A 14520-nucleotide genomic window follows, 5' to 3' on the forward strand; every position below is an offset into this window, starting at 1 on the left:
ATTGTGTGTTGTCAAATATGAAATTAGAAAAGAGCGTTAGTATAAGTGTGTGTGATTTATATTTGTAAATATTCTATAATTTATGATGAAATGATGAATCTTTAAAGTGATATGAAAGCATGTTTCTTGTTTTATGCTTATATTTTTGAATGTAGTTTTTTTCTAGAGATACTTTGTAGAATAAGATTTATTTAGAGATGATGATATTATGGTTCTCTTAGCGTGACCATGTGTTATATTTTGTCAGTAATATGGTTCAAGGATTTGAGATAAATGTATTGTGATTTGTCTTGATAAATAGCCTATAATGGTGAAATTAAAGAAATGTAAGAAAGTTTAATGATATTAAAGTATATTTTATTATTATGTTTTTGTGATGTAGTATTCTTCTAACAGTACTTTTGAAAAATAAAATTTTGGAGTATTGCATTGTAGTTCTTAAAAGTGATGTCATTGTTTAATAATACGTTAAGGTTGAGCAATTTATGTAGGTGTAATGTATTGTGTTTTGCATAGTTGGTAATATTTGAAAATTATAATCAATCACACAAGTTATAATATTTTGGTATCGTGCTTACTTATGTTGTTATACAAAACTGCATGGTAATGTAACTTGTTGATTATTTTCAGATGATTTGTATATGAAGCTTTGTAGCAGTAGAATTGGGTAGTATATTTGGATGTAACTGCTGATTTTTAGTGTTAATGATTTTGGATGTTAACTAAAAATCTTAGAAGCTAGCAAGAATAATACATATAAATAAAATAAAAAGGTATGCAATAGAGTAGGTAAACATTGCTTTATATTTATAGTAATTGCTTGAAGTAAACACTTTAAAAGCGTGGAATAAAAATGTTATGCCAAGTGGTATAGCACAAGTTTCGTATAATAAGTAATCCTTTAAAAATAACCCAGGTAATAGCGTTATGATGAATAGTACAATACTGTATACTAATATGTGAACTTTAGTCACAGAGATACCATGTGTTACAGGTAACATTGGTACTTTGGCTTTTTCATATTCTTGGTAATTTAATAAAGATAATGCCCAAAAGTGTGGTGGAGTCCACATAAATATGATCAGAAATAATACCAAACTTTCTATGGAAATAGAGCTAGTTACAGAGGTCCATCCAATAATTGGTGGAATTGCTCCTGCAATACCTCCTATGACTATGTTTTGTGGAGTTCTTCTTTTTAGATACATTGTGTATATCAGTGTATAAAGTCCTATACTGATTGCTAATAGTATTCCTGATATGTAGTTAACAGAAATCATCATTACTGTTACAGATATGACAGATAGCACCAACCCTAATTCAATTGCACTGGATTTTGAAATTTTTCCAGCAGGTATAGGTCTATTTTTAGTTCGTGTCATTAATGCATCTATATCACTGTCGTACCACATGTTTATTGCGCCTGCTGCACCAGATCCTAGTGCTATGCATAATGTACTAATAATTGCAATAAAAGGATGGATGCTCCCTGGTGCAATTACCATACCTGTAATTCCTGTGAGAACTACCAAATACATTATTTTTGGTTTTAGTAGATTCCAATAGTCTGTTATACTATTTGCTACCTGTAGCTTAGTAGTTTCACATTTAGAATTCATGTTCAGTCAACCTTTGGTATTTCTTCAAAGGTATGAAAAGGTGCAGGTGATGGAACTGTCCATTCTAATGTATCTCCTCCCCATGGGTTACTAGGGCATTTCTTACCACTTCTTAATGTTGAAATAACGATATAGACAAAAAATAATGCTGAAATAAATGATAAGACTGCTCCTGCTGATGATATATAATTCCATGGAATAAAAGCATCTGGATAGTCTGGGATACGTCTTGGCATACCTGCTATTCCTAAAAAGTGCTGAGGTAGGAAAGTAATGTTAGTTGCAATAAAAGTTAACCAGAAATGTATTTTCCCTAGGCGTTCGTTGTATTGTTTACCAGATATTTTGCCTATCCAATAATAAAAAGCTCCAAAGGCAGCAAATAATGCAGCAATTGACATGACGTAGTGAAAATGTCCAACTACGTAATATGTATCATGTAATGCTTTATCAATACCTCCATGTGAGATTACGATGCCTGTAACTCCACCTACTACGAATACAAAGATAAATCCAATTGAAAATAACATTGGAGTTTTAAATTCTATTTGTCCTCCCCACATAGTTGCAATCCAACTGAATACCTTAACTCCTGTTAGTACACCTATTAACATGGTAGTAACACTGAAATATGTCATGATTTCTGCATTTAACCCTACAGTAAACATATGATGTGCCCATACTACTGCACCTACAACTGCAATACCAACTAGTGCTAATACCATGCCTAAGTACCCAAACACTGCTTTATGGGAAAAAGTAGAAACGATTTGGCTTATTATTCCAAAGGCAGGAAATATTATTACATACACTTCAGGATGTCCAAAAAACCAAAATAGGTGCTGGAATAATAGAGGATCACCCCCACCAGAAGGATCAAAAAAGCTAGTCCCAAAGTTTCTGTCTGTTAATAGCATTGTTACAGCGCCTCCTAGTACTGGAATTGTCACTATTAACATGAAGGATGTTAATAAAATGGTCCAAACAAATAATGGCATTTTTAGTAATGTCATTCCATGAGCTCTCATATTAAATATTGTCACAATGAAATTTATTGATCCAACGATTGATGAAGCTCCAGCAACATGTAAAGCAAATATTGCTATGTCAACGGAAGCACTTGGGTGAGATCCTATATAGGATAATGGAGGGTATAATGTCCATCCTGTACCTGCTCCTTCACCTATTAATACAGATGTACATAATAAAACCAATGAAGCAGCTAATAACCAAAAACTTACATTATTAAGACGAGGAAACGCCATATCTGGTGCTCCTATAAGCAATGGTATAAACCAGTTACCAAAACCTCCAGTTAAGGCTGGCATTATCATGAAGAATACCATAATTAATGCGTGTCCTGTCACTATAACATTGTAAAGTTGATAATTATCATGTAATACATTGATATGTGCAAGTTGTAACCTTAATATGAGGGATAATGCTCCTCCTACAAGACCACCGATAATAGAAAAAATTATATATAGTGTACCTATATCTTTATGATTTGTTGAAAATAACCAACGTCTTATTCCTTTTGGTGTATGTTCGCTACTCATTCATGCCTCTATAAATCAAGTGTCTTTTTTTGTATCCATTCATCAAATTGTTCTTTCTCAACAGCAACTATTACTATTGGCATAAATCCGTGTAATCTTCCGCAAAGTTCTGAACACTGCCCATAGTATATTCCTGGAGTTTTTATATTAAACCATGCTTCATTTAGTCTGCCTGGAACTGCATCAATTTTTACACCTAGTGCTGGCACTGCCCAACTATGTATTACATCTGCACTTGTGACTTGTAGTAGAATATTTGTGTTTATAGGTACTATTACTCTATTATCTACTTCAAGTAAGCGTAAATCCTGATTTTCTAAACTATCTGTTGCTTTCATATAGCTATCGAAAGCAAGATTCTTATAATCTGGGTATACATATCCCCAATACCATTGGTATCCAATTGCTTTGAGTGTCATTTCTACTTGAGGAATTTGTTGTTCATGTCTAATCAACTTGACGTTACTTACGGTTAGAAACCCTACTATTATTAAGGGAATTAATGTCCATAGTATTTCTAGGATTGTATTATGAGAATGTTTAGTATTGAATACAATTTTATCTTCTGGTTTTTTTCTAAATTTTATAAGTACGTATAACATTATGGAGAAGACAACTACCACAACCACTGACATAACAAGCATAACGAAATTATGTGACTTTATAATGGATTCCATTATTTCTGTTGCTGGAGTCTGAAACCCCATTTGCCATTTTACTGGTGCAGCAAGTGCACTAAAAGAACTAAACATGTATAAAAAAAAAGTCAGAAGTCTTAACATAAATGCTACACTATTAATCATTTATCTTTATCATTTTGACTGTTAAAATGCAATAACTTTATACTACTTTTTAATAAGTATAAACTTGTAATTATTAATTATAACTAAAAGCTATAGCACTTATAAATCTATCTATAATTTAGCGTTGTTATTATAACGAAATTAATTTTCAATTTTTTAATAAGTTATTGTCATTTGACAAAGTCTTTAACATTATTTACTGTTATATAATTTTCTTATACTAAAAAGTTAATTTGTTACTAAGTTAGATATTCAAAAGTTTTGATAGAGTTATTGCGTAAAATCTTGAATATTAAATTGTAGTCACTTAAAAATATACTTAAGAAGTAATCTTTGTTATTTAATATAGGAAATTATATATTAAAGAAAGTTCTCAATTTATAATAAATCTTAAAATTTTTAAGCATATATTGCCTAAATTTTATTGGTTTTAAGTTGGGTTACTTAGATTTTGTGTAGAAAAACTTTTTTTGAATTAAAAAACAAGAATTTCAACTTATTGTGTGTAAATTTGATTCTGTACTGTCAAGTTCAAAAGCAGAATGTAAGGCTACTGTAGCAAGTTGACTATCTTTTCTATATATTAATACGCTAATTTTTATTTCTGAAGTAGTGACTGCTAATATCTTTATATTGTTTGATGTTAGTGTGTTAAACATTTTATAAGCTATTCCAGAGTGGGAAATCATACCTACACCAATAATGGAAACTTTTGCGACTTCAGAATTGATTATTAAATCTTGATACATAAGTTCAGATTGAATTTCTGTTAGGAATTTTTTTGTTGTTGGTAAATCTTCTTCTGAAATTGTGAAAGTAATATCATTGATGTTATTATCATTCATGTTTTGAATGATCATGTCAACGTTGATATTTTTTTCTGCTATTGCATTAAATACTGTAGTAATACCAGATAGTGTTTTTACTTGTTTTAATGTAATACTTGCTGTTTTGTTATTACATGTGATACCAGTGATAAGTTGACTTTCCATATGAAATTCTCCTTTTTTGCATAACATTGTTCCTTTGCCAGGATTAAAAGTAGATAGTATGCACAATTTTATATTATATTTCATTGCTATTTCTACTGAGCGTACTTGTAACACTTTAGCTCCGAGAGAAGACATCTCTATCATTTCGTCATATGTGATGTGATCTAACTTATGTGCTTTTGGTACTACATTAGGATCTGCTGTATATATTCCATCAACATCTGTATAGATGTAGCATAGGTCAACTCCTAATGCTGCTGCAATTGCTACAGCTGATGTATCAGAACCACCTCTACCTAATGTTGTTACTCTATTGTTTTTATGCATGCCTTGAAATCCAGCAACGATGGCAACGTCATTATTAGCTAGTGAATCCTGCAATGAGTTTATGTTAATGTCTATGATTCTTGCTTTAGTGTGATCTTCAGTTGTTACTATAGGTAATTGCCACCCTAACCATGATTGTGCATTAATACCTACTTTTTGCAAAGCTAGTGATAATAGACCACATGATATTTGTTCTCCTGAAGAGATAATTAAATCATATTCCGAACGCTCAGATGTGGATTTTATGTCAGAAATTTGTTTAATTTGTGAAATAATATTATCAGTAAATTTTCCCATAGCTGATACTACTACAACTACTTTGTAATTATTGTTAATATCTTGTTTTATGATTTCTGCAACTTTGTTAATACATTTTATATCCTGTAGAGAAGTTCCTCCAAATTTTTTGACTAAAATCCTTTCCATTATTGTGTGCTAGAAATATATGAATATTAATAATAAGTTATTTTTTATATTTTGCAAAGTTATATGTAAGAATAGTGAGTATTTGAATTGCAAAATTAATAATTCTGAGTAAAATTTTTATTAGCTTGTATATTAATTATCAGAAAGTCTAGCTTATATTGTGAATATTACTAATTTGAATAATTAACAAGTAAAAGATATTCAAGTTGTAATCTGTTAATATTAGTTAATAGACTTGTTAATCTTGATGTATGTTTTTTTGATGAGTTTTTGTATAGTTTGCAAAATTAGGTTATTTAATCGTTAAAGAATATAACAAAATTATTAAATAATTTACTACTAAATTTTTTTGACAGTAAGTGATAGATATTCAGTATATTGTCGTTATTATAATGTGGTTATTTAAAAATTATGTATTTGTTGCATGGTGAATTTGTATGATCTGTATGGAAGTATAAATTAGTTAACCTATGTATATGTAGTGTAATCATGAAATTTTTGTGGGTGTAGTTTTAAGATAAACAAATATTTTTATGGCATCTGTAAATATTGAATTAATATCACTGAAATTGTATGGTAGATTACTGATTATAGAAGTAACAATGATATTAACTTATGAATAACATATATATTACTACTCCGATTTATTATGTTAATGATGTTCCACATATAGGACATGTTTATACAACTTTAATATCTGATATTATTGCAAGGTTTATGCGTCTTGATGGGTATGATGTAAAGTTTGTAACTGGAACAGATGAGCATGGACAAAAAATAGAGAAAGCAGCTCAAGAGCGTAATATGTCATTGTTAGAATTTACTGATGGTACAAGTGCTGTTTTTAGACAGTTAGCTGATGTTATGAACTATAGCTACGATGATTTTATTCGTACAACAGAAATGAGGCATAAAAAAGCTGTCACAGCGTTATGGACTAGTTTATGTGATAATGGCATGATGTATTTGGGTAGTTATGCTGGGTGGTATTCAGTTAGAGATGAAGCATTCTACCAAGAAAAAGAATTAATTGATGGTAAAGCTCCTACAGGTGCTGAAGTTGAGTGGATAGAGGAGCCTAGTTATTTTTTTCGATTATCAGCTTTTCAAGAAAAATTATTGACTTTTTATGAGGAACATCCTGACTTTATTATTCCTAAGTATCGATATAACGAAATAATATCATTTGTTAAATCAGGATTGAAAGATCTTTCTGTATCAAGAAAAAATGTTGTGTGGGGAATAAAAGTACCAAATGACGATAAGCATGTGATTTATGTGTGGGTTGATGCTTTAGCAAATTATTTAACAGTGTTAGGGTTTCCTGATGTAAAGTCTAAAGCTTATCAAGATTATTGGGAAAATGATAATAATACTGTATTGCATGTTGTGGGAAAGGATATATTAAGATTCCATGCTGTATACTGGCCTGCTATTTTAATGGCAGCTGGATTGCCTTTACCTAAAAGAATCCTAGCTCATGGTTGGTGGACTAATGAGGGGCAAAAGATATCTAAATCACTTGGTAACGTTATAAAACCTTTTGACTTAGTTAAAGAATTTGGAGTTGATCAATTAAGATATTTTTTGATTAAAGAAATGCCAATAGGGAATGATGGAGATTTTAAAAGAAGTAGTTTTATTAAGTGTGTAAATTCTGATTTAGCAAATAATATAGGGAATCTAGTACAGAGGACTGTTTCGCTATTATATAAAGAGTGTGAAGGGAAAGTACCGGTAGTCAATAATTCTCTGTTAAGAAATGAAGAAATTTTGCCAGATTATCAAGAGATTCTTGAAAAGGTGAGGGGTTGTATAAAGTATTATAACCTCAATGGACTGATACACATTATAGAACAGTTATCTTCTATAGCTAATGAATATATTGCAGTTAGAGTCCCATGGAAATTGTCTAAAAGTGATCCTGAAGTTATGAAAGCAGTGTTATATAAGTTGCTTGAATATATCAGATGTATAGGATTATTGCTGCAACCTATAATACCTGATTTGTCATCTAAAATATTAGATCAAATTAATTTGCCAAGATGCAGACGTGATTTTAGCAAATTTTCTGTACCTATAAGTATGGGTGAAATTTTGCCGAAACCAGAGCCTATTTTTGCAAAAATAATATGAGGTATCTAAAATAGTTAATTAATGGTTATGTTGGTTAATATGGGTAGAAATATTACTGCCAGTACAATGTCTGTGAAAAAGTTTTATGTGTGAAATAGTTTTGTTTTATTTAAACTTATGCTGATTTGTTAATTTACGGATGCTTGCTGAACTTAGCATCCCATGTGGTCCAGTGTGATAGAAAAATGATGTAAAAAGTTGATTAAGTTATAGGTGCAAGTAAAAAAGTAATATTACTGCAAGCGCAAGTACAAGTGATATAAAAGTTTTATGTGTGAAATGGTTTTGTTTTATTTAAACTTATGCTGATTTGTTAATTTACGGATGCTTGCTGAACTTAGCATCCCATATGATCCAGTGTAATAGAAAAATGATGTAAAAAGTTGATTAAGTTATAGGTGCAAGTAAAAAAGTAATATTACTGCAAGTGCAAGTACAAGTGATATAAAAGTTTTATGTGTGAAATAGTTTTGTTTTATTTAAGCACAGTATTTTCATTGCACAGTTAAAGATTCTAAAAATTTAAATAACTGTGCTTTTATTTGTTAGGCGTATTGTAAAGTACTTTGATATTGAAGTCAGTATATGTTTTTAGATTGTATTTATGATGAAACTTACTAGATCTGTATGTTGTATTAAAAATTTCTTTATCTATAAAATTTGTTTTGATAATTCTATGTTAAGTGATATGGTGAAGAATTCTGTGAATAGAAAAAACTTTGATATTAGCAGCTATAGCTTTAAAGCTGTATATAATGTGACTATGCTAAAACATAGATTGTTATATTTGATTTCTTTAAAGTTAGAGTTTTGTATTTCTTGTGAAAAGTCTTCCTGATATGGAAATTCACTTATACTGTCTACTAAATATTGATATGAAGCTTTATCTTTTGCTACCAATTGCCCTATGTTAGGTATAATACTGAATGAATAAAAGTTATATAATTTGTGAAGAGGATGACTTTCTTTTAAAGGTGAGAATTCTAAACATATAAATTTCCCTCCTTGTTTAAGAACTCTGTATGCCTCGTTAAGTGCAAGTTGTCTGTTAGAGACATTACGGATGCCAAAAGAAATTGTATAATAGTCAAAACTGTTATCTGGGAATGGGAGTTGTTCTGCATTGCCACATACCCATTTAAGGTTTAATGCGTTTTTATTTATTGCATTGTCTCTGCCATGACGTAACATCTTAGGATTGATATCACATACTATTATGTCTACATTTTGTGTTTTTTTTGTTACCTTTATTGCTATATCTCCAGTGCCACATGCAACATCAAGTAAGCTTCCACTAGTGATATTCTGAATTACTTTATTTTTCCATAGCCTATGGAGACCAAAGCTCATTATATCATTCATTAAATCATATCTAGAGGCGACTGAAGTGAAAACTTTATTAACAAACTTTGATCTTTCTTCCATAGTTATAGTATAAATTTTGATAAGTCTAATTGTTTTGAAATATCTTCTAATTTCTGCTTTACGTATTCGCTGTCAATAACATATGTTTTACCGCTATTCTCTGTTGCAGTGTAGCTAATGTCTTCCATTAGCTTTTCTAAAATAGTGTGTAACCTACGTGCTCCAATATTTTCAACCTCTCTATTAACTGTAGATGCTATTTCTGCGATGGTAGATACTCCTTCATCAGTAAAGTCAATAGTAATATTTTCTGTTTTCATTAATGCGCAGTATTGCTTTAATAGACTTGACTCTGGTTCAGTTAGTATACGTACTAGATCGTCTTTACTAAGAGGTTTAAGTTCTACTCTTATAGGAAGACGTCCTTGTAATTCAGGTAATAAATCAGAAGGCTTAGCTAAATGAAATGCTCCAGATGCTATGAACAAAATATGGTCAGTTGTAATGGTCCCATATTTGGTTGTTACACTTGTTCCCTCAAGTAATGGTAGAAGATCTCTTTGTACACCTTCTCTGTTAACTTCTCCTCTAATTTCTGTACGAGCTGCAATTTTATCTATTTCATCTAAGAAGACAATACCGTCGTTACTTGCTAGTTGCAGTGCTTCTTTTATAATCTTGTCTTCATCCATCAACTTTTCGCTTTCTTCATTAATAAGCAATTCTCTTGCTTCTTTGACAGTAACTTTAATGGTTTTAAGTTGTTTGTTATTGCCTAGCATTTTGTGTACAATCTCGTTGATATTCATAATTCCGACTTGATTGCCAGGAATATTAGGGATATCAATAGGAGGCATTGTATTTTTGCTCTCCTTTATAGAGATTGAAATTTCAGAATCTTCAAACTCTCCGTCTCTTAACTTTTCTTGAAAAGTAGTTTTTGTTTCTTCACTTGCATCAGGTCCTATCAGTGCATCAAGAATCATACTTTCTGATAAGGCTTTTGCTTTTTTCTCTACAATTTTACGGAATTTTTCTTTGACAAGATTAATAGCCACATCAACTAAGTCACGTATAATGGAATCTACATCTCTACCTACATATCCTATTTCAGTGAATTTTGTAGCTTCTACTTTTATAAATGGTGCTTTTGCAAGCTTTGCTAATCTGCGTGCTATTTCTGTTTTACCAATACCTGTATGTCCTATCATTAGGATGTTCTTAGGAATAATCTCCTCTCTCAATGGTTCAGGTACTCTATTACGGCGCCAACGATTTCTTAAAGCAATAGCTACAGCGCGTTTTGCATCTGCTTGCCCTATAATGAATCTGTCTAGTGCTTGTGTAATCTGTTGAGGAGTTAATTCTTGAGTGTTATGTAAATCATCTGAAGTTGTTTCATCTTCAGATGCTGTTATGTTAATGGTGTTTTTATTTTTTGGTGCACAAACTTGATTGTCATGAGTATTATCTGATGTACTTGTTGTATTGCTTTCTAGATCATCATTTAATTTTAGTTTAACAAACATTTTAATCCTCTATTTTTTCAATAATAATGTTGTTGTTTGTATAGATACATATTTCAGAAGCTATTCTCATCGCAGTAGTAATTATGTATTCTAAGGTCATGTTTTGAGAAAACTGCTCATTGGACTCACACAAAGCTTTTGCTGCTGCTAAAGCATAATTACCTCCTGATCCAATAGCTGCAATTCCATTTTCTGGTTCTAGCACATCTCCAGTACCCGATATTATGAGTGATATAGATTTATCTGCTACAATCATCATTGCTTCTAATCTACGCAGATATTTGTCCATCCTCCAATCTTTTGCTAATTCTACGCATGCGCGGAGTAGTTGTCCAGGATGTTTTTCCAGTTTACTTTCTAATCTTTCAAAAAGTGTAAAAGCATCTGCTGTTGCACCAGCAAACCCTGTAATTACTGTATCATTAGCTAAACGTTTTATCTTTTTTGCTGAGTTTTTTATTACAGTATGCCCTAAAGATACTTGACCATCTCCTGCAATGATTACTTTACTGCCCCTACGGATACACAAAATAGTTGTTCCATACATTTTACTAGGATCTTTATGTTCCATTACTTAAACTCCTGATTATACTTTAAGGTTACTGCAATTTTTTTTCAATATACATGGCTTTATCTATATCACTTAGAAAATAAATGTAAATTATTAAATAACTTGATTATAATTTTATGCTGCACTGAATATATATTTTAAAAGATAAAGTTAATTGCATTGAGATGATTGCCTACTAAATAATTGACCCTCCTTGTTATACAAAATGTCACATTGATAATATTATTAATAACAGCTAGTAAATTATGCGATATTATTTTAACAGTTCTCTATATTTAAGCAGAATAATAGATTTCTGACAAATAGTAATTTCAATTAATGTTTTTTTAACCTTATCTAGTATTAATTGTTATGATTTGATCAAATGTTAAATGTTGTAGTATTTTTTTATTAGACTTTTTGAGTTTTATATATAAAATAGTTAGTTACCATTGTATTACGACAATTGTATTACAACAGCATATATATAGTGATTGGTTGTTGAGTTTTTTTATATATCTCTTAAAATATATTTTGGTGTTGAGTTGTATGATAATATCTTTTAGTATTATGTTGATTAGTTAATGAATAGGCTATGTAATATTGTTCAATTTAGTTTTTCTGAAGAAGCATTATGTGATATATCAGAGATGAGTTCATAGCAAATATAGCAATAAAATTAACGGTTGTTGCAGTTTAAGTAATTTATGTATTGTCAAAATAAAAAAATATGCTAATTTAGCAGATGTGTCACCATATGCACAAGATTTACTATGTAAATACTTGGAGTAGTAAGTTTGCCATTATTGATCAATTTGTTTCAAGTACTATATTTATAGCGTTGAAGGTATATTTTTTTGCAAGGCTTATATAAAATACTTGAACATTGGTAACCTAACATTTTAGTGTAGAGAGAGTTTTTATGTCAGAATCAGAAGATGTTGTATTAGATAGAGAGGTGTTAACTCCTGAAGTATTAGAAAAAGAAGAGGATAAATCAGAAGTAGTAGAAGAGAAGGAAGAAGTAGAAGGAAAAGTAGAAGTAGCAGAACAAGAAGTGAAAGTCTTGGATTTGAGTGAGTTGAAAAAGAAAAGTATAGAAGAACTCTTGAAAATAGCAGAAGAACTTGGTGTAGTAAGTAATGGTAGAATGCTGAAACAAGAAATAATCTTTCACTTGATGAAAAAAGTTGTAAATGATGGTGGTGCAGCAATAGGAGGTGGAGTAGTAGAAATATTATCTGATGGATTTGGGTTCTTGAGATCTCCAGAAGCAAATTATGCTGCAAGTGGAGATGATGTGTATATTTCTGCAGGTCAAATAAAAAAGTTTAATTTAAGAACAGGTGATATAGTAAGTGGAGAAATAAGAGCGCCTAGTGAAAAAGAAAGATATTTTACTTTAGTAAAAGCACATAGTATAAATTTTACAGATATGGGAAAATTACAAAGGTACGTGCACTTTGATGATTTGATCCCATTGTATCCAGAAGAAAGAATACTCTTGGAAACTAATGATCCTGTTAGCTTGAGTAAAAAAGATATAAGTATGAGAGTAATAGATATAGTTGCTCCTTTGGGTAAAGGACAAAGAGCCCTTATAGTTGCACCACCAAGAGCTGGAAAAACAATAATATTGCAACAAATAGCGCATTCTATATCTGTGAATCATCCGGATATAGAATTAATAGTGTTGCTAATAGGTGAAAGACCAGAAGAAGTTACAGATATGTGTAGATCTGTAAAAGGAGAAGTTGTGAGTTCAACATTTGATGAACCTGGATATAGACATGTACAACTTGCGGAAATAGTGATTGAAAAAGCAAAAAGAATGGTAGAGCATAAGAAAAATGTAGTAATACTACTTGATTCAATTACGAGATTAGCAAGAGCATATAATTCGGTAATACCATCATCTGGTAAGGTATTAACTGGTGGTGTGGATTCTAATGCTTTGCAAAGACCAAAGAGGTTTTTTGGAGCAGCGAGAAATATAGAAAATGGTGGTTCATTAACAATAATAGCAACTGCTCTAATAGAAACAGGTTCAAAAATGGATGAAGTGATATTTGAGGAATTTAAAGGTACAGGAAACTGTGAGATAATATTGGATAGAAAGATATCTGATAAAAGAGTATATCCAGCAATAGATATTTCAAAATCAGGTACAAGAAAAGAAGATATGTTAATAGATCATGTGTGTTTGAAAAAAGTGTGGCTGTTGAGAAGGTTATTGTCATCAATGGGTTCTGTTGAAGCAATGGAATTTTTAAGAGATAAATTATCTATGACTAAGGATAATAATGAGTTCTTTGATATGATGAATAGCTAATAAGAAGTGAGTTTGTGTTGAAGAATACTTTAGTGAATAAATGTTCAGTTGTAAGATTTAAGAGTAAGACAGTTTTATATCTAAGTTTGTTTTATTTAGTAATGTAAATAATATTGCTATTATGTGATGTTTTGCTTCATGTTTTAATAAGTGTCATAATAAATGTGAAGATATTGTCTTTGTATTAAGGCAAGTTACTTATGTAGCAGAAATAATAAATGCCTAATTAAAAGTATATTAAAGTGAAAAAAATGTAATGAATGTGTAATTATTATTAATTTATTGTAATAGTTATTTTAGTTGCATTTAAGTTTTCTAATAAGGTTAATGAAATTTATATTAAGCAAAATGCTTAAGTTAATATGGATGATTGCAGGATTGAGATTCATGTTGAGAAAATATTCAAGGCAATCTGTATGTTGATAAAAATAAAGTTGAAATATTAAATTTAGAGTAAAGATAGATTAAGAAGAAAATTGCTGTATATGATATATCATTTAGTAATGAAGATAAAATTGTAGTTCTACTTAATTATAAGAGATGTTTTGTTTTTTGAATCTGTATATAAGTTAGTCCTTAATATTACATACTAATTATGAATTATTTAGATGCTGTAAGTGGTTAATTTATTCTATGGAAACTATAATAATGAATAGAAAAGCTAACAATGAATTGCTGTTAATGAATAGTTGTGTATAAGTGTAAATGAATGAGGATTTTATGTATGTGTGATATTGTATACTCTTAGATAGCAGATCTGTGTATAGAAGTTAGATTTGTTTATAAATGCATTTGCTAATGTTTCTGGTAAGTGATGGGAACAGTAGATGAGAGGGTGCAGCTTTTATGTTTTTGTATGTAATATGATGATGAGTTAGGTGC

9 protein-coding genes are annotated in these 14520 nt (G+C 30.4%); 2 read left to right on the forward strand and 7 right to left on the reverse strand.

Annotated features, from left to right (window positions below; genetic code table 11):
• Positions 1 to 731: 731 nt before the first annotated feature.
• From cyoE to DRF75_RS04525, 4 genes are all read right to left on the reverse strand, one after another.
• Positions 732 to 1619: a heme o synthase gene (gene cyoE, locus DRF75_RS04510; protein WP_129992738.1), complete on the reverse strand. Its 888-nt coding sequence runs from the start codon at positions 1617 to 1619 to the stop codon at positions 732 to 734.
• A gap of 2 nt (positions 1620 to 1621) precedes the next feature.
• Positions 1622 to 3178, reverse strand: coding sequence for a cytochrome c oxidase subunit I (gene ctaD / locus DRF75_RS04515; protein ID WP_045170873.1), 1557 nt, complete (start codon positions 3176 to 3178; stop codon positions 1622 to 1624).
• Between the two features lie 8 nt (positions 3179 to 3186).
• Entirely contained in the window at positions 3187 to 3960 is a 774-nt protein-coding gene (gene coxB / locus DRF75_RS04520; RefSeq protein ID WP_045170872.1) for a cytochrome c oxidase subunit II, read from the reverse strand.
• Positions 3961 to 4472: 512 nt separating this feature from the next.
• Entirely contained in the window at positions 4473 to 5726 is a 1254-nt protein-coding gene (locus DRF75_RS04525) for an aspartate kinase (RefSeq protein WP_129992739.1), read from the reverse strand.
• Between the two features lie 615 nt (positions 5727 to 6341).
• Between DRF75_RS04525 and metG the strand changes: the two genes are divergently transcribed.
• Positions 6342 to 7862 carry a methionine--tRNA ligase gene (gene metG, locus DRF75_RS04530; RefSeq protein WP_129992740.1) on the forward strand — a complete coding sequence of 507 codons (1521 nt, stop codon included), beginning with the start codon at positions 6342 to 6344 and terminating at the stop codon, positions 7860 to 7862.
• A gap of 732 nt (positions 7863 to 8594) precedes the next feature.
• Here the strand turns inward: metG and ubiE are convergent.
• The 3 genes from ubiE to hslV are packed head-to-tail and all read right to left on the reverse strand — an operon-like array spanning position 8595 to position 11327.
• Positions 8595 to 9287, reverse strand: a complete 693-nt coding sequence (gene ubiE / locus DRF75_RS04535; RefSeq protein ID WP_045170868.1) for a bifunctional demethylmenaquinone methyltransferase/2-methoxy-6-polyprenyl-1,4-benzoquinol methylase UbiE — start codon at positions 9285 to 9287, stop codon at positions 8595 to 8597.
• 2 nt (positions 9288 to 9289) lie between these two features.
• The gene (gene hslU, locus DRF75_RS04540) at positions 9290 to 10756 is read right to left on the reverse strand and encodes an ATP-dependent protease ATPase subunit HslU (RefSeq protein WP_045170867.1); all 1467 of its coding nucleotides are present in this window, start codon (positions 10754 to 10756) and stop codon (positions 9290 to 9292) included.
• A 1-nt stretch (position 10757) separates the two neighbouring features.
• Complete coding sequence (hslV, locus tag DRF75_RS04545) at positions 10758 to 11327, reverse strand: ATP-dependent protease subunit HslV (protein WP_045170866.1); 570 nt, start codon at positions 11325 to 11327, stop codon at positions 10758 to 10760.
• 901 nt (positions 11328 to 12228) lie between these two features.
• Between hslV and rho the strand changes: the two genes are divergently transcribed.
• Positions 12229 to 13638, forward strand: coding sequence for a transcription termination factor Rho (rho, locus tag DRF75_RS04550; protein ID WP_045170865.1), 1410 nt, complete (start codon positions 12229 to 12231; stop codon positions 13636 to 13638).
• Positions 13639 to 14520: the final 882 nt, after the last annotated feature.

Source organism: Ehrlichia minasensis (genome assembly GCF_004181775.1).
Taxonomy (GTDB): Bacteria; Pseudomonadota; Alphaproteobacteria; order Rickettsiales; family Anaplasmataceae; genus Ehrlichia; species Ehrlichia minasensis.

Excerpts from the sequence above, each read along its gene's own strand:
- cyoE (WP_129992738.1), bottom strand. The coding sequence starts at position 1,619 with ATGAATTCTAAATGTGAAACTACTAAGCTACAGGTAGCAAATAGTATA.
- ctaD (WP_045170873.1), bottom strand. The coding sequence starts at position 3,178 with ATGAGTAGCGAACATACACCAAAAGGAATAAGACGTTGGTTATTTTCA.
- coxB (WP_045170872.1), bottom strand. The coding sequence starts at position 3,960 with ATGTTAAGACTTCTGACTTTTTTTTTATACATGTTTAGTTCTTTTAGT.
- DRF75_RS04525 (WP_129992739.1), bottom strand. The coding sequence starts at position 5,726 with ATGGAAAGGATTTTAGTCAAAAAATTTGGAGGAACTTCTCTACAGGAT.
- metG (WP_129992740.1), top strand. The coding sequence starts at position 6,342 with ATGAATAACATATATATTACTACTCCGATTTATTATGTTAATGATGTT.
- ubiE (WP_045170868.1), bottom strand. The coding sequence starts at position 9,287 with ATGGAAGAAAGATCAAAGTTTGTTAATAAAGTTTTCACTTCAGTCGCC.
- hslU (WP_045170867.1), bottom strand. The coding sequence starts at position 10,756 with ATGTTTGTTAAACTAAAATTAAATGATGATCTAGAAAGCAATACAACA.
- hslV (WP_045170866.1), bottom strand. The coding sequence starts at position 11,327 with ATGGAACATAAAGATCCTAGTAAAATGTATGGAACAACTATTTTGTGT.
- rho (WP_045170865.1), top strand. The coding sequence starts at position 12,229 with ATGTCAGAATCAGAAGATGTTGTATTAGATAGAGAGGTGTTAACTCCT.